This is a genomic window from Flavobacterium galactosi (assembly GCF_048158585.1).
Classification (GTDB): Bacteria; Bacteroidota; Bacteroidia; order Flavobacteriales; family Flavobacteriaceae; genus Flavobacterium; species Flavobacterium galactosi.
In genome coordinates this window covers 305986-328661 of the sequence record NZ_JBLNKV010000006.1, presented here as the reverse complement: position 1 = coordinate 328661, position 22676 = coordinate 305986, and the positions used below count along the sequence as shown (strand labels likewise).

Sequence of the window (22676 nt, the reverse complement as noted above, 5' to 3'; positions counted from 1 at the left end):
TACTTTAAATTCTTCCTGATTCTAAAATTAACAGGAAATAGTACTTTATATATTTAAACCCAGATGCCGTATCCTTCGCAAAATGCTGCCGCGACATAATCGTTAGATGCATAAGCATAACCATTATCTCCCCAATCAGTTCCCCAACTGTTGCGAATGATAAAATGATTTTTAGTATAACCAACAATTGCAATTGCGTGTCCTGTATCTGGAACAACTGTTGATAAATCATAAAAATCCAGTTTTCCGCCATTATGATAGTTTCTAAAGTTCCAGTCGGTATCAGTCATTGCTATTATTGGGCCAATACTTGCTAACCACATTCTAAGATGATCTAAATTGACATCGTATTCCTTGATAATGCTGTAATAACTATTGATAGAAAATAGAGAAGCGATCGAATAAAAAGTTTCAGCATCCATTTGTGGGTCAATTATTCTTCCACCAAATGGAAGGTGTTTTTCTAGAACAGCACCATACTTTTTTAAAACATTTAAAGCACCTTTAAGAGGTGTACCTGAATTTTCAATAAAAGTTTCAGGATAGGTTACAAAATTATCAGTTTCTTTTGCCGCCATCCAAGTAAATTGGACTGAAAGCCTTTCTGTTTCTTGTATTTTCTTAGCTCTTACTAAATGCCATCTTAATAATGAATCTGTAGCGGCCCATGCAGTACAAGAACCCGTGTACCCTTGATTACCTATTTCCCACCAATTATTACCTGTTCGTAAATCTACTTCTTCGGGAAAATCCTGCTTTACAATGCCATTAACTATTGCATGTATAATGGTCCAATCATTTTCTTTTTCTCTTGATCTAACACAGTGAGCAATTGGTTTTTTTATTGTTTCTTCTACAAATCCTCTAGCTTTTTCTTTTAAACTGTCTTCAGTTTTTCCTCCCACTCTTCCTCCTGCCATACCTCCTCTTGTCCCACCTTTTCCGCCTTTTCCTCCAGATGTGCCTCCTTTTCCTCCTGAACTTCCTGCTATTCTTTCTGACATATTTAATTTATTTAGGGGTTAAAATAGTTACCCAAACGGTGCGTTAGTTTTATAACTTGACGAATAAGGAGCAATACTATTGTTTTGTAGTAAATGTAGGTGATTTTTGCTTTTTTGAGAATAATTTAAGAGGATTAATAAAAAGTTCGATTCACTGAAATATTGTTTCTCCTTTACTAGAAGAGATTCTTGCCGATTTGATGTATAATCTTTTATTTTTCCTCTTTAGATTGGCTGTTGCTGATTTTGACTCGTTATGTTTGCTCGTTAAATCTTGGGAGCTTATCAAATTGGATTTTTTTGAAAGTATTAATAGAAATGCCTAATTCCAAAAAAGGGGATTGAAACCCAAATGCCCTAGCCCTGATTACTTCACTTTACTTTTATCTTAATTGGAGTTCAGTGAACTTCGTTTGTAGTGAAAATCCTTTTTTCTGGTTTTTTTGAACTGGAAAAAAGATTGTAATGAATAGCAGGAAATAGCTCCAACCCTAAACTAAACTTTGAATGACAACTTTGGTTATAATGACAAACCCTCTGAAATGTCATCTTGTCAGATTTTTTTACGCCAATTTTAACATAAACTGACAATTTATGGACGTGTATTGCATTGGCACAAAGATTGACTTATCGACTTCGAGCTATTAAAATGAGTATATAATAAAATTAAATATATTAAAAATGGGTAAAATAATCGGAATTGATTTAGGTACAACAAACTCTTGTGTTTCTGTAATGGAAGGTAATGAAGCAGTAGTTATCCCTAATGCTGAAGGAAAAAGAACAACGCCATCTATCATTGCATTTGTAGAAGGTGGAGAAATTAAAGTAGGAGATCCTGCTAAGAGACAAGCGGTAACTAATCCAACTAAGACTATTGCTTCTATCAAACGTTTTATGGGTCATTCTTTTTCAGAAGTTTCTGCTGAAGCAAAAAGAGTTTCTTACAAAGTAGTAAAAGGGGACAACAATACACCACGTGTTGATATTGATGGCCGTTTATACTCTGCACAAGAATTGTCAGCAATGACACTTCAAAAAATGAAAAAAACTGCTGAAGACTATTTAGGTCAAACAGTTACTGAAGCAGTTATTACTGTTCCTGCTTACTTTAATGATGCACAACGTCAAGCTACGAAAGAAGCGGGTGAAATTGCAGGTCTTAAAGTTATGCGTATTATCAACGAACCTACGGCTGCAGCTTTGGCTTACGGTCTTGATAAAAAAGGTAAAGATCAAAAAATTGCTGTTTACGATTTAGGTGGAGGTACATTTGATATTTCTGTTCTTGAATTAGGAGACGGAGTTTTTGAAGTATTATCTACAAACGGAGATACTCACTTAGGTGGGGATGATTTTGACCACGAAATTATTGACTGGTTAGCTGCTGAATTTTTAACTGAAGAAGGTATTGATTTACGTTTAGATCCAATGTCTTTGCAACGTTTGAAAGAAGCTGCTGAGAAAGCAAAAATTGAATTGTCTTCTTCTACTGAAACTGAAATCAACTTACCTTACGTAACTGCTACAGCTTCAGGACCAAAACACTTAGTTAAAAAATTAACTAGAGCTCAATTTGAAAAATTAACTGATTCATTAGTAAAACGTTCTATGGCACCAGTTGCTAAAGCGTTGAAAGATGCTGGTTTATCTGTTTCTGATATTGACGAAGTTATTCTTGTAGGAGGTTCTACTCGTATGCCAAGAATTGCTGACGAAGTGGAGAAATTCTTTGGTAAAAAAGCGTCTAAAGGAGTTAACCCTGATGAGGTTGTTGCTATTGGAGCAGCTATTCAAGGTGGAGTTCTTTCTGGAGATGTAAAAGATGTATTGTTACTTGATGTTACACCTTTATCTTTAGGTATCGAAACTATGGGTGGTGTTATGACAACTCTTATTGAGTCTAATACAACTATTCCAACTAAAAAATCTCAAGTTTTCTCTACAGCTGCAGATTCTCAACCAACAGTTGAAATCCACGTTTTACAAGGAGCTAGAGCAATGGCTGCTGATAACAAAACTATCGGTCGTTTCCACTTAGATGGTATTCCACCAGCACCAAGAGGTGTTCCACAAATTGAAGTTACTTTTGATATTGATGCGAATGGTATCATCAAAGTTTCGGCAACTGACAAAGGAACTGGTAAATCTCATGATATTCGTATCGAAGCTTCTTCTGGTTTAACTGCTGAAGAAATCGAAAGAATGAAAAAAGATGCAGAAGCTAATGCTGATGCTGACAAAATTGCAAGAGAAAGAGCTGAAAAATTGAACGAAGCTGACGGAATGATCTTCCAAACTGAAACTCAATTGAAAGAATTAGGTTCTAAATTATCTGATGAAAACAAAGTTGCTGTAGAATATGCATTAACTGAATTGAGAATGGCTCACCAATCTCAAGACATTCCTGCAATTCAAACGGCTCTTGACAACATCAACGCTGCTTGGAAAAAAGCAACTGAAGCGATGTATGCTCAAGGAGAACAAGGTCAAAGTGAAGCACAACCACAAGGGGATGCTGCTCAAGGAGACAATGTTGAAGACGTTGAATTCGAAGAAGTAAAATAATAAATTTCTGTAGAGACGCGATTACCGTGTCTTTGCATTGTATAAAGAAAACCGTTCGCCTTTGGTGAACGGTTTTTTTCTTTGGTAGAGACGCGATTTATCGGATGACTACATCATAAAATAAAAACCCTGCAACATATTACGTTGCAGGGTTTTTTGATAAAAATGCTGATCTGTCAGCATCAATTATTTCAAGCTTCCAACCATATCTTCCGGTTTAACCCAAGCATCAAAATCCTCTGAAGTTACATAACCCAAACCAACGGCTTCCTCTTTTAAAGTGGTTCCATTTTTATGTGCGGTCTGAGCAATTTCAGCAGATTTATAATATCCAATTTTAGTGTTTAAAGCGGTAACCAACATCAATGAATTGTCAACCAATTCTTGGATTCGTTTGTAGTTGGGTTCAATACCTTGTGCGCAATGTTCGTCAAAAGACATACAAGCATCACCTAACAATCTAGCTGATTGCAAGAAGTTTGCTGCCATCAAAGGTTTGAAAACATTCAATTCATAATGACCTTGCATTCCTCCAACAGAAATCGCTACATCGTTCCCCATTACTTGTGCGCAAACCATAGTTAATGCTTCACATTGTGTTGGGTTTACTTTTCCGGGCATGATAGAAGAACCTGGTTCGTTTTCCGGAATAATGATTTCTCCAATTCCAGAACGTGGTCCAGAAGCCAACATACGAACATCATTGGCAATTTTATTCAATGAAACCGCTAATTGTTTCAATGCGCCATGCGATTCTACGATGGCATCATGTGCAGCTAGAGCTTCAAATTTGTTTTCGGCAGTTACGAATGGATGACCCGTAAATTCAGCGATATATTCGGCTACTTTTACGTCGTATCCTTCTGGCGTGTTTAATCCGGTTCCCACGGCTGTTCCTCCTAAAGCCACTTCGGATAAGTGTGCCAAAGTATTTTTAACTGCTTTTAAACCGTAGTTCAATTGCGCTACATAACCTGAAATTTCTTGTCCTAATGTCAATGGTGTAGCATCCATTAAATGCGTGCGACCTATTTTAACCACAGTATTAAATTCCACTGCTTTGGCATGAAGGGTGTCTCTTAGTTTTTCAACACCAGGAATGGTGATTTCTACTACTGCTTTGTACGCTGCAATATGCATTCCAGTTGGGAATGTATCATTCGAGGATTGTGATTTATTTACATCATCATTGGCTTTAATGAATTGCTCGCCTTCGCCAATGTTGAATCCTTTTAGTACTTGTGCACGATTAGCAACCACTTCATTTACGTTCATGTTACTTTGCGTACCTGAACCCGTTTGCCAAATTACCAATGGAAATTCGTCATCCAGTTTTCCGGCTAAGATTTCATCACAAACGGCTGCAATAGCATCGCGTTTTTCGGCTGGTAAAACGCCTAAATCGCAATTAGCGTAAGCCGCTGCTTTTTTTAAGAAAGCAAAACCTTCAATAATTTCTTTTGGCATGGAAGCCGATGGACCTATTTTGAAGTTGTTGCGGGAACGTTCTGTTTGTGCGCCCCAATATTTGTCTGCAGGAACCTGCACTTCACCCATCGTGTCTTTTTCTATTCTAAATTTCATGGTGTTGTTATTTATAAGTATTAAGTAGTTTAATAGATTTTTAGCCCCGATAGCAGTGAAAATCCTTTTATGCCGGGGTTCGGCATAAAAGATTGCAACGGATAGCGGGATCAGCTCCAAATTCTGAGCCCAAAAATACGGATAATTCCCTTTTTATAAAAATTGATTGGTAGTTTTTGTTACTTTTTATTGGTAAGAAAAGGAATTAAACTTACATTTGTGGCTACATTCAAAAATTCCGGAAAACATGTTTGAATTTTCACAGTACTTAGGCTTTTTACTTTTCTTAACCGTTCTTACAATAGGATTTTGGTTAATGTTTTTTCTTGTTGGTTTCGTATCCTATTGGGTAGGAGGAGCGACTTGGGAAGCATATAAAGAGAAAAGAGCAAAAAAGAAGCAAGAACAATCAGTATAGTCTAATTGTTTTATAAAAAAAGGACCCGTGAAAACGAGTCCTTTTTTTTGTGGTAAAAAATACTTCCGGAGCTCTTAATGAAGAGCCTTAATTGCAATCGATTTATTCTTAAATAAATAAGGACCCGTTTTCACGAGTCCCTATTATTTTATCCTTGAAAATCACCTCCATCGCCATTTTCATTTTGATTTTTCTTAGGTTTTTCTTTTTCATTTGCAGGTTTGTTAAAACGATACGTGAATGATAGGTTAAACTGTCTCACTCTCCATTGCATTTCAGAATACGAGTTGAGTATGCCGGGAAGATTCGTTTCCGAAATTCTTTTTCTGGAATTGAATACATCGCTTATATTAAACGAAACGGTTCCTTTGTCCTTCATCACATCTTTGCTGAATGCTAAGTTGGCACTAAAATTCCCTAAATTTCTACCTTGAGCGTTGTTTTGTGGACCATTATAAGTTGCATTCGTTTGCCAGTCAATTTTGTAGGGTAAATTAACTTTTGAGGTTACACGGGCAAACCATGACGTAGTTGTATTGTCAAAATTTTGAATGACTTCTTTATCATTAAAATCAATATAAGTAAAATCACCCTGTGTTTGGTTTCTGAAGAAATTGAAGTTCCCGTTTAATTTCCACCATTTGTAGGGAGAATAGTTTAAGGTAAACTCAAATCCAGTTCTGTATTCTGTGGCTAAGTTTATTGGTGAACTGATAATGATTGGTGTTCCGTTTACAAAATCGCCGGACTCTCTTCTTGCAAATTGAAATGCGCCACTGGTTTTGTTCACGTATAATGAAGTATTAAAAGTCAATTTAGCCCAACGTTTGATATATCCTAAATCAATAGCATCAGAAAATGCCGGATCTAAATCAGGATTTCCCATGAAAATATTGATGTTACTGGATAAATTACTGAATGGATTGATCATTCGTCCTCTAGGCCTTTGAATTCTTCGGCTGTAGCTTATGGAAGCGCTGCTTTTATCTGAAATTTCATAGGTCAAGAAAGCACTAGGGAAGAAGTTATTGTATTTTTTAGTGTTGAAATCATTCGTTGCCAATTGGTTGATTTCTATATTCGAATCTTCAAAGCGCAATCCCAAAAGGGCTGAAAATTTATTTACTTTCATACCATATTGCGTGTAAAACGCATTCACTTTTTCTTTATATTCTAAAGTATTGGTGAAATTTGGGTCAATTACTCCATCATTTTGTACTTGGTAATCAGTCACTAATTTAGAGAAATCGCCACGATATCCTGCCTCAAACTGACTTCCTTTTCCTAAAGGCAAAACATAATCTGCTTGAAGTAAATTTCTGTTTTGAGTTTGATTGTTTATCGTTTTATCAAATAAAACTGCACTTGAATTGGTGGCAGTATCCGTAATTAAAGCGTTGTTTTTATCCTCGTTAGAGGAAAACGAACCGTCAATAGTTAATTTATGTCCGTCTTTTTTGAAGTTTTTGGTGAAATTTGTTGCAAACTCTACGTTTTCACTTTTACTGTCTTCCTCATTGATACGGGTTCGAGTATAGTCGTAAACATAGTTAGCATTATAATATTTTTGGAAAACATTATCCGTGTTATCTCCATTATTTTTTCTGTAATTAAACGTATTAGTCCACGAAGTAGATTGGTCGATATACAATTCAATACCAAAATTTCCATTATAGCCGTTACTGAATCTATCGTTATCTCTATTTTCATCTACATAATTTCGAATCGAATTATCTGAATTTAAATATTCAGTATTGGTAATCATGTTTCCAGGACTACTTCTATAATTGTACCCTTGATTGGTGAAAAGATTGAAATTCTTTGATTTATAATTTAAAGTCCCACTCAATCCATAATTTTCAGGGTAACCTGTAGAAGCAATGAAAGTTCCATTTAGACCAAGATTTTTTCCTTTTTTCAAAATGATATTCAATAATCCACCTCCGCCTTCAGCATCATATCTGGCCGAAGGATTCGTTATAACTTCTACTTTTTCGATAGCATCGGCAGGAATTAGTCGCAATGCATCGGTTATATTTATCGCATTTGAGGGTTTTCCATCGATAAGTATTTTAACATTATCATTTCCTCGAAGGCTCACATTTCCTTCTACATCCACAGATACAGAGGGGATGTTGTCAAGAACATCACTAACGGTTCCTCCTTTTACCATTAAATCACTGCCCACATTATAGACTTTTTTGTCTAATTTTATTTCTACGGTAGTTTTTTCAGCTCTTATGACTACTTCATTCAATTGAGCCGCATCTTCATCTAAGGCAGTTGTGCCTAAATTAATATTTTGCTGAATGCTTTTTTCCTTGATTTCAGATAATTTGAAAGAGATAAACTCAATTTTTATATTATAAATGCCAGGATTCACATCAATACTGTATTCTCCTTTTGCATTTGTAATTCCGCCGGCAAGTGCTTTTGGGTTTTTAGCGTTTATGAATGTGATTGTTGCGTATTCTAACGGTTGCTTGCTAACTTTTTCAATTACTTTTCCGCTTACTTTTACTTTTTGTACAGGGCTAGATTCCTGAGCAAAATTTATTAGGCTTGTAAATAAGAATGCAAGCGCTAAAAGGGTTTTTAACTTTTTGGGCATTTTTGTAGTTTTAGTTTTTCTTTTTAGATTGTAGAAAACAGCTTTGGTTTAATTTGTAAATCATAAAAAAGTGTTAATTTAATTATAGAAAATCAGTCACATGATCTAGATCTCTTCCTATTAATGCTTTGTTTCCTTTGATTACAATAGGTCTTTCAATCAGAATTGGATTAGTCACCATTGCTTGAATGATTTCGTCATTAGTCATTGTTTTATTTTTGAAATTTTCTATCCAAATTTTCTCTTTTTGGCGCACTAATGCAAGAGGTTCAAAATTTAGTTTTTGAATAAGACTTTTTAATTCATCAAATGTGGGACCGTTTTCAAGATAATTAATGACTTCAAATTCTTTTTCGGATTCTTTTATAAAAGCGAGGCAGTTTCTTGATTTTCCGCAACGCGGATTGTGGTATATTTGTATCATCTGTTTTTTAAGTAAATTGAGAATTAAAATTTTATTGTTAGAGTGACAAAAGTAAAATTTGTTACTCTAATTTTAATACTATATAAAAATAAAAAATCTATGTTTATAGAACTAGGAATAAAGTCTGAGAATAAGTTTTGGAAGTATATTTTAGGATCAGTAATAATTATTTGTGCTTCTTTTTTAGGTCAGGCACCTTTACTAATTGCGTTGTTTTATGAAACACTTGTAAAAGGGAAACCATATCCTACTACCAATAATGATATTATGCGTTTTTTTGAACCAAATTTGACTTTGTTTTTGATATTAATTTCATTTGTTTTTGCAATGCTTGGAATTTTATTTGTTGTCAAATATTTGCACCGTCAAACGATGCTTTCCATAACTACATCAAGAATTGAGGTGGATTGGAACAGGGTATTATTTTCGTTTTCTATTTGGTCAATTTTCACCATTCTGTCAACAGTATTATTTTATTTTTCGAATCCAAGTGATTTTGTAATTAATTTTAAACCCATTCCATTTGTAATTTTAGTTATTATAGGAACGTTATTAATACCAATTCAAACTAGTACCGAAGAATATATTTTCAGGGGCTATTTGATGCAGGGTTTTGCGAATCTTGCTAAAAATAAATGGTTCCCATTAATTATGACTTCTGTTATTTTTGGAGCCATGCATATTTCAAATCCGGAAGTTTCTAAAATAGGAAATATTGTTTTAGTATATTACATCGGAACAGGATTATTATTAGGAATCATTACCTTAATGGATGAAGGAATGGAATTAGCTTTAGGTTTTCATGCCGCCAATAATTTAGTTAGTGCGTTATTAGTGACTTCAGATTGGTCCGCGTTTCAAACCCATTCTATTTTTAAAGATATTTCGGAACCCTCAGCAGGGGCAGACGTTATTTTACCAGTTGTTATTATTTACCCGATACTTTTATTTATCTTTAGTAAAAAATATAATTGGACAAACTGGAAAGAAAAATTAACAGGGAAAATTGAAGAACCAACACTTTATAATCATTTAAATCAATATAATCGCCATGGATAAAATCACTTACAAAAACGTGAATAATCATTTTAAGCTAAATGGTTTTCATCTGAATCGAAAAGATTTATGTAGAGTAGCGTACAGTTTTATAAAAGAAGGAGAGGAGTACGAAAAATCTGTCGGGGATTTTATACTCGATTGGTTTGATAGAAAAAGCTATATCGAATTAAACACATCTGGAACTACAGGAAGCCCGAAAATTATTCAGATGGATAAACAGGCCATGGTAAATTCGGCTTTGGCTACAGGCGATTTTTTTGATTTACGTCCAGGAGATAAAGCATTACATTGTTTGCCAACGAAATATATTGCGGGGAAAATGATGTTTGTAAGAGGCTTTATTTTGGGTCTTGATATGGATTTTGTAGCGCCAAGTTCTCATCCCTTACTGCACAATGAAACTAAATATGATTTTGTTTCGATGGTACCTTTACAGGCTCAAAATTCGTTAACGGAATTAAAAAACGTAAAAAAAATGATTGTTGGCGGAGCAAAAATGAGTAAAACGCTAGAGAAAAGTCTTTCTAAATTGAATACCAAAGGGTATGAAACGTATGGTATGACAGAAACAATCACTCATATTGCCGCCAAGAAAATAGGAGAGAAGGCATTCTCAGTTTTGCCTGACATAAAAATTTCTCAGGACGATAGAAACTGCCTAGTGATTGATGCGCCAAAAATTTCAGAAGAAACAATTGTAACGAATGACTTGGTCGAATTAGTAAATGAAAATGAATTTGTTTTTTTAGGAAGAATTGATAATGTAATAAATAGCGGAGGAATTAAACTGATTCCGGAGCAAATCGAAGAAAAATTATCGAATAAAATTCACTCAAGATTTTTTGTGACTGGAATTCAGGACGCTACTTTAGGCGAAAAACTAGCTTTAATTATTGAAGGGGAAAAACAACCTTTAGACGAAACTATTTTTGATGGTTTAGACAAATATGAAAAACCTAAAGAAGTATTTTATGTGTCAAAATTTATTGAAACCCAAAACGGAAAAATAAAAAGAAAAGAAATTTTGGAGCTTATTTAGTATTCTATCTGCTTATTAGATATAAAAAAGCATTTCGTTTTCAAAACGGAATGCTTTTTTAGTTTTTATTATTGTTGCATTTTAAAATAGTAATCAGCCGAATGTTTCCCACTTCCATAAAATAAGAAAAAGACGCAAATTCCAAGTACAAGTATTGCTAACAATAAGTTTTGGGAATGCATTTGTCCCATAAAATTCACAATAATTGCTCCAATGAGTATCGGTAATTGAGCTATAATTGCCCATCTGGTCAGTAAACCGAATGCAATCATTATTCCTCCAACCATATGTGCCGGTGCAATATAATGGATCAGAAACATTCCGCCACCAATTTTGTCAATTGGAGATATTAAATCGTGTAAATATTGGATGTTTGTTATAAAAGAAATTCCTTTCATAAATAAAAATACACCAAGTGCTATTCTTACTAAATCTACTGGTAAATAAGTGTGCGAATTTGCCCATTTATTCAAGCTTTTTACGTTAGTCATAATACTATAGTTTAAAATATTTAATACTAAGTTACTGATTTTTATAGATATATTGAAATATTTTTCAGATGTAAATTTAAAATAATTGTTATTGAATAAGATTGTATTCTCCGTAAAAAGTGATAATATGGATAACGAAGTTAATTAATAAAACGGTATTTTACTTTTAGACCAAGACTATTTTCAGCATGACCATGAGCTAAAAATTGGGTAAAATCGGCTGATAAACCTAGTTTGTTTGTTTTATTCCCAATGATAAAATACCTTCCTAGGTAAAAAGCAGAAGAGAGTCCAAATTGCTGGGCTCCTCCGCCAAATTCGGATACAAACCCGAGTCCGAATTTGCGATCTGCGTCCGAAAGAGCATAGCCTAAACCTGATTCAATTCCCCAATACCATTTGGGGGTAAAACTATACTGGGTATTACCTTTTATAGAAAAAATACTAAAGTTACTATATAATGTTCTTTCTTCTAATGTGCTTTCAGAGGTTAGTGTTGGGGCGTTTCTTTTGATAAGCCAATAATCATAATCGACTTTAAGACCCAAGTCCCATTTTGGAGAAACTTTTTTAAATGCTCTAATATTAACGCCAATTTCAAATTTATGGGAACGATACATTTGAATATGTACCGGTATTGATAGATTAATACCTGACTCTAAGTAAATTTTTTTGTATTTAGAGGAAACATCACTTTCAGGTACCGTTTGTGCAGCAATGAACTGTACAACCAGTAGTATAATGCTTAAGGATACAATCGGAATCTTTTTCATTTTTTCTGATAATTAAATAATTCAAATGTTCAGAAATACTTTTATTGCATTGAAAAAATGTTAAGGTACAGAGGATTAGTATTTGCTATTTTAAAGTTTAAGTAAAGATACAAATAACTATTAATCAATGATATAAAGATTAATTAAATGTTGATTTTAAGTTTTTGTTGAGTGTGTAAAGTATACTATAAATTTGGAAACGATTTTTTAAATGCCTGATTTTATATCATCTAAAATCCAATTCATTTCAGGGTCATTTTCTTTTGTTCGATCTTCAATTGTAGGAATTATTTGCATATCAGGAAATATGCCACGACCTTCTAAAGTTGTTTTGAAATAAGGAGCCATATACATTAATCCAATGCGAATTTGGATGTTAGTATTTGGCAATTTTACACGAGGCATAAAACCAGCAACGGTCCCATTATAGGCTCCACCTGTTTCTTCGCCTACAAAATAGGCTCTTTTGGAACCTTTTAAATTAGAAGAAATAATGCTTGAAGCCGAAAAACTTCCGCCATTGATAAGAACATAAATTTTTCCTTTGAAAGCATTTTTACTCACTTTATGAGGTTTAGTTTGTGTTGCATAATAATTTTTACCGTTTTGGCTTTTATGAACAGTCAATAGTAAGTACGTATACATTATTGGAGAAAAAACAGTTTTTAAAGCTTTAAAACCAAAAGAACCGCCGCTTAAATAGGCTCCCTTGAATACGCTTGCTTTTGAAACTACTTCGGATTTATCCAAAAAGACGAAAGTAGAGTCAGCTAAATAGGAATATAAATCAGCAATTTCACTTACTCGTCCGCCACCATTATTCCTTAAATCCAGAATAAGTGTTTTAGACTGATACTCCGCAATTTTAGAAAAGCTTTCTTTGTAAAAAGTTTTATAATCGCCAATTTTGAAACTTCTAATTTTCATTATGGCTATACTGCTGTCTTTTTCTAAAAAGCGCAGGTTCCGATTATAATTTTTTTCAACGGAATAATAACCATTAACCTTTTTCTTTTTTCTGATTTCTTTCGACTTGGCTTTATCTTTAAGAACCCGCTTTTTTTTAATTTTTTTAGAATGCGTGCCATTTGTATCTTTCTTTTTTCTTTTTATTGTAATGGTTTTTAAGCTATCATTAAATTTGAAATCAAATTTTAGACTATCCTTAATTCCATTTTCATTGGAAAAAAACGTAGAAAACCGTTTACCCGAATAATTGGTTTTGAAAGTGTTATTATAACCGTCGGAACTATAGTATTGGTTGTGTTTTTTTATTAAATCGATTGGTTTCGTACCGTTTACAGCAAGGACTTCGGTTCCTGATTGTATCGTTTTATCGTAGGACTTGTTTTTTACAACATACAATTTTTCATTAAAAAGTTCAAAATCAAATTGTGAAAAAGGGCCTGTTCCTTTTTTAATTAGTGCTTTAGTTTCTCTCTTTGTCAATAATTTTGTTGGAGGGTAAACCACAAGATGTCCTTGTCGCACCGCAGCAACTACAGGACTCAATTTTTTATAAAAATTAAAAGAGGTTATTGGTTTTGTAAGGGTCAATTTTAGACTGTCAAATTTATAATCTAAGGCTTCCTTACTTATATACCAGTATAAATTGGGGTGTAATTCCTGTAATTTTCGATAAGTAAAATCAACATCCGATTTTAACTTCTCTTCCGCTATCAAATCATTCAAATGCTTGTTGTGCTTTTTTATGGAAGCACATTGAACAAAAAAGAATACTATAAAGAGGTAAAGAGCTGTTTTTTTCATGTTTTTAACTACGTAAGTTTTTCCTGAACACTGACTGCGATCTAAATTTAGAAATTTGCTGTCCGGAATTTAAACCTGAATAACTCCTAAATTAAATTTCTTTTCAATAGGGGAGTGGTTGGCCGCTTCGATGCCCATAGAAATCCAGGTTCGGGTGTCTAAAGGATCAATTATGGCATCAGTCCATAATCTGGAGGCCGCATAATAGGGCGAAACTTGTTCGTCATATCGTGCCTTTATTTTATCGAATAATTCTTTTTCTTTAGTTTCATCCACAACTTCCCCTTTTGCTTTAAGCGAAGAAGCTTCAATTTGTGCCAATACCTTGGCTGCTTGCGTTCCACCCATAACGGCTAGTTCCGCACTTGGCCAAGCAAAAATTAATCTTGGATCATAGGCTTTACCACACATGGCATAATTTCCTGCACCATAGGAGTTTCCAACAATAACTGTGAATTTTGGAACAACTGAATTGCTCACAGCATTCACCATTTTCGCACCATCTTTAATAATTCCGCCATGTTCTGATTTAGATCCTACCATAAAACCGGTAACATCTTGAACGAATACTAAAGGGATTTTCTTTTGGTTACAATTAGCGATAAATCGGGTGGCTTTGTCCGCGCTATCGGAATAGATTACGCCTCCAAACTGCATTTCGCCATTCTTTGTTTTCACCACTTTTCGTTGGTTGGCAACAATTCCTACTGCCCAACCGTCAATTCTGGCATAACCGGTTATAATGGTTTGTCCGTAACCATCTTTGTATGCTTCAAATTCGGAATTATCAACTAAACGATTGATGATTTCCATCATGTCATATTGTTCATTACGAGCTTTTGGCAAAATACCATAGATTTCATTTTCGTCCAATGCTGGTTTTTCCGATTTAATTCGGCTGTAACCAGCTTTGTCAAAATCACCTATTTTATCAACTATATTTTTTATTTTGTCTAATGCATCTTTGTCATCTTTGGCTTTGTAATCTGTCACACCTGAAATTTCACAATGTGTGGTAGCTCCGCCCAATGTTTCATTATCAATGCTTTCGCCAATGGCAGCTTTCACCAAATAACTTCCCGCAAGGAAAATACTTCCCGTTTTTTCGACAATTAAAGCTTCATCGCTCATAATTGGCAAATAGGCCCCGCCGGCAACACAACTTCCCATTACAGCAGCGATTTGGGTAATTCCCATGCTGCTCATTTGGGCATTATTTCGAAAAATCCGACCAAAATGTTCTTTATCCGGGAAAATTTCATCTTGCAAAGGCAAATAAACGCCTGCACTATCTACTAAATAAATGATTGGTAGCCGATTTTCCATCGCAATTTCCTGCGCACGTAGGTTTTTCTTTGCGGTAATTGGAAACCAAGCACCCGCTTTTACGGTAGCATCATTGGCCACAACAATACATTGCTTTCCTTTGATATAACCTATTTTAACCACAACTCCACCTGAAGGACATCCGCCGTGTTCGGCATACATTCCTTCACCAACAAATGCGCCAATTTCTATGCTTTTAGCTTTGGTGTCAAGCAAATAATCGATGCGTTCCCTAGCGGTCATTTTGCCTTCACCATGTAATTTTTGGATGCGTTTTTCACCACCACCTAATTTAACGACCGTTAATTTTTGTCGCAATGCCGAAAGTAAAAGTTTATTGTGGTCTTCGTTTTTGTTGAAATTCAAATCCATGATGAAAGAATATTAAAAAAATAGTTTGCGCTAAAATACAAAATCCAACGAAATAAATTTTATTATTTTAATTGGTTTAGAAAGAAAATCGAATGTATGTTTGACATTAAAACAAAAAAACAGAAGTTACCTTCTGTTTTTTTATGAATTTAATAAAAAAGTGATGATTTATTTTTTCGAATCATTTACGAGTCTTTTCAAAATTGCCCATTGTTTTAATGCATCACGAGCTTCAACGGCCGGATAGCCTAACATGGTTTTTCCTGCAGGAATATCTCCCGTAACACCAGATCCAGCACCTACAATGGCACCGTCGCCAATAGTGGTGTGGTCTTTTATAGAAGCGCTTCCGCCAATTATAACCCCGTTTCCTAGTGTTACGGAACCAGCCAATCCACTATTTCCGGCCATGATACAAAAACGGCCTAATTTACTGTTGTGGCCAATTTGGACTAAATTATCAATTTTACAACCATCACCTAAAACGGTAGAACTGAATTTCCCTCGGTCAACGCAGGTATTGGCGCCAATTTCAACGCTATTTCCTATAATAACATTTCCAATTTGTGGGATTTTAACCAAACCTCTTTCGGGATCCGGTCGAAAACCAAAACCATCTGCTCCAATTGTCGCATTGGGATGTATAATACAATCATTTCCTATGTGACAACGCTCTCTGATTACAGCTCCTGACCAGATTATAGTATTTTTTCCTACGGTACATTCATCCAAAACAGTAACATTAGGATATAGTGTTGTATGGTCACCAAGTACAACTTTAGGGCCTATGTAACAACCTGCGCCAATTCTAACGCCATTACAAATAATCGCTGTTTGGTCGATAACTGCAGTTGGATGAATATCAATGTTAAATAACGGGGTTGGAGGGGCAAAAAGAGCTAAAACTTGCGACATGGCTAAATCCGCATTTTTCACCTTAATAAAAGCTCTGTTTTCTCCTGGCTCTATCGAAATATCCTCGTTTACAACTGCAACACAAGCTTTAGAAGTTGCCCAAAGTTTTTCGTATTTTTTGTTTCCAATAAAAGAAATTTCGGATTCATTAGCTGCTTCAAGTTGTTCAGGAGCAGTGATATTTTGGATCGTACTTCCAACAATAACCCCTTTTAAAATTTCATTTATTTCTTGGATGGAATAGGATTTCATTACGTATTAGATTTGAATTTGGTAATTTTATCAAATAAAGCAATTTAGAGTTAAAATTCCTAATGCTTTATTTAGTACCAAGTTTTAAAATTCGTAGAATAAAAAATTGGAGTTAGAACAGTATAATAGTTTTATGATAAATTTGCTACGTTTGTGAGTAAGAATACAATTCGAATTTAGAATGCTAATGTGATTTTCTTGATGGCTATTTAATAATATCCCCAAAATAAATGAAACTTTTAAACCCATTTTTGTTTTTGCTTGCAATACTATTTTTTTGTGATACCCTAAAGGCTCAAACAAATACTACTACGATTAAAAATGCATTATTAATTGCAGCGCATAATAAAAGTAAGTTAGAAAATAGCAAACAATTATTGGTAGTGTACAATTATCAACCGGAAAGTTCTACTGCTTTTTTTGTAGCATTAGAGAAAAAAGATAAGTGGTTGGTGAAATATGGTCCAGTAAAAGTTGGTATTGGTAAAAATGGTTTTGCACCGCCACTTAATAAACGTGAAGGTGATGGAAAATCCCCAACAGGAATATTTAGTTTAGGAAAATTATATACGTATGAAAAACAACTAAACACACTATTGGAAAACCAACAAACAACTGCCGAAGATAAATGGATTGATGATCCTAATTCAGAGGACTACAATACGTATGTGAAAGGTGCTACCAATGCAAAATCGTATGAAAATCTATTATTAAAGACTGATGCTTACAAGTATTGTATGGTTATAGAATATAATATGAACCCAATTATAAAAGGAAAAGGGAGTGCAATATTTTTTCATTTGGCTGTTAAAAAACCTTTTTTTACTGCTGGTTGTGTTGCTATTGATGAAGAAAATATGAAGTTGATGGTAAATTGGTTAGATCCTAAACGAAACCCAACAATTATTATGGGGAATTTTAATGTTTTGAAAAGCGGTTTGTAAATCTTAGAACATTAAACGTCTGAAAATAAGCTATTATAATTAAAAAAAAATCCTCTCAAACATTTCGATAAACGAAAGTGGAGAGGATTTGTATATGAAATTTGGGATTTCTCCTTCTCCCGAAACTTCGGGAGAAATAATAAGTTAGAGACTGAAAGCTGAAAACTATTCCTCTTCTTTCTGTCCCATCATCATTAAATAGGCTTTCAAGAATTCATCAATTTCTCCATTCATAACGCCGTCAACATTACTAGTTTCATAACCGGTACGAACATCTTTTACTAATTTATAGGGCTGCATCACATAATTCCTGATTTGTGAACCCCATTCTATTTTCATTTTACCAGCTTCGATATCAGCGCGTTGTGCCTGTTTCTTTTTTAGCTCAATTTCGTATAATTGAGACCGTAACATTTGCATCGCACGTTGTCTGTTATCTTGTTGGGAACGTGTTTCGGAACATTGTATTTGAATTCCCGTTGGTTTGTGAAATAATTGTACTTTGGTTTCGACCTTATTTACATTTTGTCCACCTGCGCCACTGGATCTTGAAGTTGTAATTTCAATATCAGCCGGATTAATATCAATTTCGATACTGTCATCTACAAGCGGATAAACATAAACGGAAGCAAATGAGGTGTGACGCTTAGCATTACTGTCAAAAGGCGAAATTCGAACCAATCGGTGTACGCCGTTTTCTCCTTTTAAATAGCCAAAAGAATAATCGCCTTCAAATTCGAGTGTTACGGTTTTTATACCCGCAGATTCTCCTTTTTGGAAATTCAGTTCTTTTATTTTGTATCCATATTTTTCGCCCCACATCATGTACATGCGCATGAGCATTTCGGCCCAATCGCAACTTTCGGTTCCACCCGCACCAGCAGTTATCTGCACAACAGCACTCAAAGTATCGCCTTCGTCCGAAAGCATGTTTTTGAATTCTATTGCTTCTATATGATTGGCAGTAGTCGAGTATTGCTCGTCTAATTCTTCGGCCGTAAGTTCTCCTTCTTTATAAAAATCATAGGCGAGTTGCAACTCATCAGTCATTTCGACTGCTTTGTTGTAATCTTCAATCCACTTTTTCTTGTTTCTAAGGTTTTTTACAATGACTTCAGCTTCTTTTGCATTGTTCCAAAAGTCGGGAGCAAAAGTTTTTTCTTCTTCGTTTGAAATTTCAATTAGTTTGGCATCAACGTCAAAGATACCTCCTCAACGCACCAAGGCGCTCTACAATACCCTTTATTTGTTCGGTAGTTGTCATAAATTATATTATATTAAATTAAATAGGTCGGTTTTCCAATATTTATACAAAATGCCGTTATATCATTCATTTAGATTAGTTTTAACTGAACTAGCTTGAATTAACAAACGGTATTATGTAATTTTGTGGCACAAAAATAGAAAAATTTTACGAAGGGACAATTCAAGAATTGTCCGTACTGAAAATAAAAATAGATATGGAAATAAATTTAGTTAGCGATACGATTACCAAACCTTCTCGCGAAATGTTAGTGCATATGTTGAATGCCAAAGTTGGAGATGACGTATACAAACAAGACCCGACTGTAATTGAGCTCGAAGCTAAAGTTGCCGAAATGTTCGGGATGGAAGCAGGCCTTTTTTTTCCATCAGGAACTATGGCAAACCAAACGGCTATAAAATTACATACACAACCAGGGGAACAATTAATTGCTGATAAATATGCGCATGTCTATCATTACGAAGGAGGTGGTGTTTCTTTTAACAGCGGTGTCTCCTGCTGTTTATTAGACGGAAATCGCGGAATGATAACTGCGGAACAAGTGGCCGGAGCAATTAATGATCCGGAGTTTTATCACAGTCCGTTAACGAGTTTAGTTTGTGTGGAAAACACAACTAACAAAGGCGGCGGAGCTTGTTATGAATTAGAAGATCTACAAAAAATAAAACAGGTTTGTGATGCCAATAATTTGAAATTTCACCTGGATGGTGCCCGAATATGGAATGCATTGGTGGCCAAAAAGCAAGATCCTAAAGCATTTGGAAAACTATTCGATACGATTTCAGTTTGTTTGTCCAAAGGTTTAGGAGCGCCAATCGGGTCGGTTTTATTGGGTGACAAAGCGACGATTCACAGGGCGTTGCGAATCCGAAAAATATTAGGTGGCGGAATGCGTCAGGTAGGCTATTTGGCAGCAGCCGGAATTTATGCTTTGGATAATAATATTGAGCGTCTTGCCGAAGACCATCGAAGAGCTAAAGAAATTGCCGAAGTATTAAAAAAAGTAAGTTGGGTAGCTTCGGTAGAACCGGTTGAGACTAATATTTTGATTTTCTCATTAGTGCCAAATTGCATTGAAAAGAATTTAATTGAATTGTTAAAACAAAAAAATATTTCAATCAGTTCTATGGGACATGGAAAATTGAGAATAGTAACGCATCTTGATTACCGTGAAGTGATGCATACGTATGTTATGGAAACCCTACAAAAATTAGTGTAATTCTGTTTGGAAAATTTGTTTGAAGTTTAAGGTTTAAAGTTTTTATCGCAATCAAAAAATGTTAAACCTTAAACTTTAAATTTTTTATTTAAAAAGATTATCCATTCCTGGAATCATTGGCATATCCATTTTTGCAACAGCATCAAGTTCCGCTTCATTTGTTTTAGTTGCTTTTTCAATAGCTTTATTTAGGACTAAAATCATATAATCTTCTAGTTGTTCTTTGTCTTCTAATAAAGAATCGTCAATTGTGATTGATTTTATTTTTCTATTGGCAGTCAAAGTAACTTTTAATAAACCATCAGTGCTTTGTTCATCAATAAGAACAGTGTCTAAACGTTTTTTAGTATCTTCTATTTTTTGTTGGGTTTCCTTAAGTTTTCCCATCATTCCCATTAAATCCATTTTGATAAATTTTAATTATTGAATTACGAAATTACTACATTCGATGTAATAAGCATGTTAAATTAGATAGAAAATTGAATCGTTTTAAAATGTCTTTGTGTTATTTTTGTAGCTTCACTTATTAAAATAAACGCGCAAACGATGCCAGAAAATATACAACCGCCAGTCGCTAAAAGAATTCCGAAAACTTTAGAGAACTTAGGGGATGCAAGAATTGATGATTACTTTTGGTTGAATGACAGAGAAAATCCTGAGGTTATTGATTACCTGAATAAAGAGAATGAGTATTACCATAAAATGACGGATCATACCAAAGATTTCCAAAAGGAATTATTTGAAGAAATGAAGGGCAGAATCAAGGAAGATGATGAGTCTGTTCCCTATTTATATAATGGATATTACTACATCACCCGTTTTGAAACTGGAAAAGATTATCCTATTTATTCTCGAAAAAAGGAAAGTCTTTCGGCAAAAGAAGAAATCATGTTTGATTGCAATGAATTGGCCAAAGGACAATCCTATTTTCAATTGGGCGGTTTGAGTATTAGTCCGGATAATAAATTAGCTGTTTTTAGTACCGATACAATTGGAAGAAGAATTTATACGGTTCAGGTTAAAAGCTTAGAAACCAATGAAATTCTTGAAGATAAAATAGAAAGGGTTACAGGAACTGCAGTTTGGGCAAATGACAATAAAACCATTTTTTATTCTTCGCAGGACGAAGTTACGTTGCGGTCTGATAAAGTCTTCAAACATAAATTAGGTTCAAAACAAGCGGATGATGTTTTAGTTTATTTTGAAAAAGATGATACGTATAATGTTGAAGTTGCAAAATCTAAATCCAGAAAATATCTGGCAATTGAGTCTGGAAGTACCCTTACAACCGAATATAGAATTCTGAATGCAGACAATCCTGACGGAAAATTTGAAATTTTTCAAAAACGAATCCGAGGAGTAGAATATAGCATTAATCACTATAAAGACAGTTTTTATATTTTAACCAATAAAGATGATGCCGAAAATTTTAAATTGATGAAAACGCTGGAAACAGCCACATCACAAGAAAATTGGACGGAAGTTATAGCGCATCGAGAAGATGTTTTATTGGAAGACATTGAAATTTTTGCTAATTATTTAGTAGTTGAAGAACGCTCGAATGGTTTGAACAAAATCAGGATTATGCCTTGGAATGGGGAAGGGGAGTATTATTTGCCTTTTGAAAGCGAAACCTATACCGCTTACACCACAACCAATGTTGATTTTGAAACAGAAATTTTGCGTTATGGATACCAATCGCTCGCTACACCATCTTCGGTTATTGATTTCAATATGCGAACCAAAGAAAGAGAAATTAAAAAGGAACAACAGGTTCTTGGAGGTAAATTTGATAAAAATAATTATAAAGAAGAACGTGTTTGGGCAATAGCAAAAGATGGAACCAAAATTCCAATTTCGATGGTGTACAGAAAGGAGTTGAAAAAAGACGGAAATAATCCATTGTTACAATATGCTTATGGTTCTTATGGGCATTCTATGGATGCCACTTTTTCTTCTACACGATTAACATTATTGGACAGAGGATTTATGTTTGCGATAGCGCACATTCGAGGCGGTGAAGATTTGGGACGACAATGGTATGAGGACGGAAAATTATTAAAAAAGAAAAATACGTTCACTGATTTTATCGATTGCTCTAAATTTCTGATTGATCAAAAATACACTTCCCCGGAACATTTATATGCCGAAGGTGGTTCTGCTGGAGGATTATTAATGGGAGTTGTGGTGAATTTAGCACCTGAATTGTATCATGGAATAATAGCACAAGTTCCTTTTGTGGATGTAATTACTACCATGCTTGATGATAGTATACCACTTACAACCGGAGAATATGATGAATGGGGGAATCCAAATAAAAAGAAATATTACAAATACATGTTGTCGTATTCTCCTTACGACAATGTAAAAAAACAAAATTATCCTAATATGTATGTATCTACAGGTCTTCATGATTCACAAGTACAATATTGGGAGCCAGCGAAGTGGGTCGCAAAATTACGAACAATTAAAACGGATGCAAATGTTTTATATCTCGATACTAATATGGATGCAGGTCACGGAGGAGCATCTGGGAGGTTTGAAGCTATAAAGGAATTAGCAAAAGAATTTAGTTTTTTATTAGATTTAGAGAAAATTAAAAAGTAATTAGATTTTTTTTGTTAAATTTGCAACGTTCGTGGC

18 protein-coding genes are annotated in these 22676 nt (G+C 34.4%); 7 read left to right on the top strand and 11 right to left on the bottom strand.

Annotated elements, in window-relative coordinates:
- Positions 1-53: 53 nt before the first annotated feature.
- On the bottom strand, positions 54-1004 hold the full coding sequence (locus ACM55M_RS14645) for a C1 family peptidase (RefSeq protein ID WP_416858393.1): 951 nt from the start codon (positions 1002-1004) through the stop codon (positions 54-56).
- A 681-nt stretch (positions 1005-1685) separates the two neighbouring features.
- On the opposite strand from ACM55M_RS14645, the gene dnaK reads away from it, so the two are divergent.
- Positions 1686-3572 carry a molecular chaperone DnaK gene (gene dnaK, locus ACM55M_RS14640; RefSeq protein WP_416858392.1) on the top strand — a complete coding sequence of 629 codons (1887 nt, stop codon included), beginning with the start codon at positions 1686-1688 and terminating at the stop codon, positions 3570-3572.
- A 186-nt stretch (positions 3573-3758) separates the two neighbouring features.
- Here the strand turns inward: dnaK and fumC are convergent, their stop codons facing one another.
- Positions 3759-5156: a class II fumarate hydratase gene (fumC, locus tag ACM55M_RS14635; RefSeq protein ID WP_416858391.1), complete on the bottom strand. Its 1398-nt coding sequence runs from the start codon at positions 5154-5156 to the stop codon at positions 3759-3761.
- A 247-nt stretch (positions 5157-5403) separates the two neighbouring features.
- Here fumC and ACM55M_RS14630 point away from each other — a divergent pair, with 247 nt between their 5' ends.
- A complete protein-coding gene (locus ACM55M_RS14630; protein ID WP_143386564.1) occupies positions 5404-5574 on the top strand; it encodes a hypothetical protein in 171 nt (56 codons plus the stop codon).
- A 148-nt stretch (positions 5575-5722) separates the two neighbouring features.
- Here ACM55M_RS14630 and ACM55M_RS14625 read toward each other — a convergent pair whose 3' ends face one another.
- A complete protein-coding gene (locus tag ACM55M_RS14625; protein WP_416858390.1) occupies positions 5723-8185 on the bottom strand; it encodes a TonB-dependent receptor in 2463 nt (820 codons plus the stop codon).
- 82 nt (positions 8186-8267) lie between these two features.
- Positions 8268-8609: an arsenate reductase (glutaredoxin) gene (gene arsC, locus ACM55M_RS14620; RefSeq protein ID WP_416858389.1), complete on the bottom strand. Its 342-nt coding sequence runs from the start codon at positions 8607-8609 to the stop codon at positions 8268-8270.
- Positions 8610-8708: 99 nt separating this feature from the next.
- Between arsC and ACM55M_RS14615 the strand changes: the two genes are divergently transcribed.
- Positions 8709-9668: a CPBP family intramembrane glutamic endopeptidase gene (locus tag ACM55M_RS14615; protein WP_416858388.1), complete on the top strand. Its 960-nt coding sequence runs from the start codon at positions 8709-8711 to the stop codon at positions 9666-9668.
- Entirely contained in the window at positions 9661-10707 is a 1047-nt protein-coding gene (locus ACM55M_RS14610) for an AMP-binding protein (protein WP_416858387.1), read from the top strand. The genes ACM55M_RS14615 and ACM55M_RS14610 overlap by 8 nt, the downstream gene beginning before the upstream one ends.
- 68 nt (positions 10708-10775) lie before the next feature.
- Here the strand turns inward: ACM55M_RS14610 and ACM55M_RS14605 are convergent, their stop codons facing one another.
- From ACM55M_RS14605 to lpxD, 5 genes are all read right to left on the bottom strand, one after another.
- On the bottom strand, positions 10776-11198 hold the full coding sequence (locus tag ACM55M_RS14605; RefSeq protein WP_416858386.1) for a DoxX family protein: 423 nt from the start codon (positions 11196-11198) through the stop codon (positions 10776-10778).
- A gap of 140 nt (positions 11199-11338) precedes the next feature.
- Positions 11339-11971 carry a hypothetical protein gene (locus ACM55M_RS14600; protein WP_416858385.1) on the bottom strand — a complete coding sequence of 211 codons (633 nt, stop codon included), beginning with the start codon at positions 11969-11971 and terminating at the stop codon, positions 11339-11341.
- Positions 11972-12178: 207 nt separating this feature from the next.
- A complete protein-coding gene (locus ACM55M_RS14595) occupies positions 12179-13741 on the bottom strand; it encodes a S41 family peptidase (protein ID WP_416858384.1) in 1563 nt (520 codons plus the stop codon).
- Between the two features lie 69 nt (positions 13742-13810).
- Positions 13811-15439 carry an acyl-CoA carboxylase subunit beta gene (locus ACM55M_RS14590; protein ID WP_416858383.1) on the bottom strand — a complete coding sequence of 543 codons (1629 nt, stop codon included), beginning with the start codon at positions 15437-15439 and terminating at the stop codon, positions 13811-13813.
- A gap of 168 nt (positions 15440-15607) precedes the next feature.
- Positions 15608-16606 carry a UDP-3-O-(3-hydroxymyristoyl)glucosamine N-acyltransferase gene (gene lpxD / locus ACM55M_RS14585; protein WP_416858382.1) on the bottom strand — a complete coding sequence of 333 codons (999 nt, stop codon included), beginning with the start codon at positions 16604-16606 and terminating at the stop codon, positions 15608-15610.
- A gap of 230 nt (positions 16607-16836) precedes the next feature.
- Between lpxD and ACM55M_RS14580 the strand changes: the two genes are divergently transcribed.
- The gene (locus ACM55M_RS14580; RefSeq protein ID WP_416858381.1) at positions 16837-17550 is read left to right on the top strand and encodes a L,D-transpeptidase family protein; all 714 of its coding nucleotides are present in this window, start codon (positions 16837-16839) and stop codon (positions 17548-17550) included.
- A 165-nt stretch (positions 17551-17715) separates the two neighbouring features.
- Here the strand turns inward: ACM55M_RS14580 and prfB are convergent.
- Positions 17716-18814 (bottom strand): peptide chain release factor 2 gene (gene prfB, locus ACM55M_RS14575; RefSeq protein WP_314897553.1). Its coding sequence is split into 2 segments (ribosomal slippage): positions 17716-18750 and positions 18752-18814, totalling 1098 coding nucleotides; the frame shifts between segments, so codons are not numbered across the junction.
- 196 nt (positions 18815-19010) lie between these two features.
- Here prfB and ACM55M_RS14570 point away from each other — a divergent pair.
- A complete protein-coding gene (locus ACM55M_RS14570) occupies positions 19011-20033 on the top strand; it encodes a threonine aldolase family protein (RefSeq protein ID WP_416858380.1) in 1023 nt (340 codons plus the stop codon).
- 84 nt (positions 20034-20117) lie between these two features.
- On the opposite strand, the gene ACM55M_RS14565 is transcribed toward ACM55M_RS14570, so the two are convergent.
- Entirely contained in the window at positions 20118-20438 is a 321-nt protein-coding gene (locus ACM55M_RS14565) for a YbaB/EbfC family nucleoid-associated protein (protein WP_035671607.1), read from the bottom strand.
- 141 nt (positions 20439-20579) lie between these two features.
- On the opposite strand from ACM55M_RS14565, the gene ACM55M_RS14560 reads away from it, so the two are divergent.
- Positions 20580-22640, top strand: a complete 2061-nt coding sequence (locus ACM55M_RS14560; RefSeq protein ID WP_416858379.1) for a S9 family peptidase — start codon at positions 20580-20582, stop codon at positions 22638-22640.
- Positions 22641-22676: the final 36 nt, after the last annotated feature.

What these genes read in the sequence shown, in the direction of transcription:
- lpxD (WP_416858382.1), bottom strand. Translation starts at nt 16,606, where the DNA reads ATGAAATCCTATTCCATCCAAGAAATAAATGAAATTTTAAAAGGGGTT.
- ACM55M_RS14560 (WP_416858379.1), top strand. Translation starts at nt 20,580, where the DNA reads ATGCCAGAAAATATACAACCGCCAGTCGCTAAAAGAATTCCGAAAACT.
- ACM55M_RS14590 (WP_416858383.1), bottom strand. Translation starts at nt 15,439, where the DNA reads ATGGATTTGAATTTCAACAAAAACGAAGACCACAATAAACTTTTACTT.
- ACM55M_RS14580 (WP_416858381.1), top strand. Translation starts at nt 16,837, where the DNA reads ATGAAACTTTTAAACCCATTTTTGTTTTTGCTTGCAATACTATTTTTT.
- fumC (WP_416858391.1), bottom strand. Translation starts at nt 5,156, where the DNA reads ATGAAATTTAGAATAGAAAAAGACACGATGGGTGAAGTGCAGGTTCCT.
- ACM55M_RS14630 (WP_143386564.1), top strand. Translation starts at nt 5,404, where the DNA reads ATGTTTGAATTTTCACAGTACTTAGGCTTTTTACTTTTCTTAACCGTT.
- ACM55M_RS14600 (WP_416858385.1), bottom strand. Translation starts at nt 11,971, where the DNA reads ATGAAAAAGATTCCGATTGTATCCTTAAGCATTATACTACTGGTTGTA.
- ACM55M_RS14625 (WP_416858390.1), bottom strand. Translation starts at nt 8,185, where the DNA reads ATGCCCAAAAAGTTAAAAACCCTTTTAGCGCTTGCATTCTTATTTACA.
- ACM55M_RS14595 (WP_416858384.1), bottom strand. Translation starts at nt 13,741, where the DNA reads ATGAAAAAAACAGCTCTTTACCTCTTTATAGTATTCTTTTTTGTTCAA.
- dnaK (WP_416858392.1), top strand. Translation starts at nt 1,686, where the DNA reads ATGGGTAAAATAATCGGAATTGATTTAGGTACAACAAACTCTTGTGTT.
- ACM55M_RS14605 (WP_416858386.1), bottom strand. Translation starts at nt 11,198, where the DNA reads ATGACTAACGTAAAAAGCTTGAATAAATGGGCAAATTCGCACACTTAT.
- ACM55M_RS14570 (WP_416858380.1), top strand. Translation starts at nt 19,011, where the DNA reads ATGGAAATAAATTTAGTTAGCGATACGATTACCAAACCTTCTCGCGAA.
- ACM55M_RS14565 (WP_035671607.1), bottom strand. Translation starts at nt 20,438, where the DNA reads ATGGATTTAATGGGAATGATGGGAAAACTTAAGGAAACCCAACAAAAA.
- ACM55M_RS14610 (WP_416858387.1), top strand. Translation starts at nt 9,661, where the DNA reads ATGGATAAAATCACTTACAAAAACGTGAATAATCATTTTAAGCTAAAT.
- ACM55M_RS14615 (WP_416858388.1), top strand. Translation starts at nt 8,709, where the DNA reads ATGTTTATAGAACTAGGAATAAAGTCTGAGAATAAGTTTTGGAAGTAT.
- arsC (WP_416858389.1), bottom strand. Translation starts at nt 8,609, where the DNA reads ATGATACAAATATACCACAATCCGCGTTGCGGAAAATCAAGAAACTGC.
- ACM55M_RS14645 (WP_416858393.1), bottom strand. Translation starts at nt 1,004, where the DNA reads ATGTCAGAAAGAATAGCAGGAAGTTCAGGAGGAAAAGGAGGCACATCT.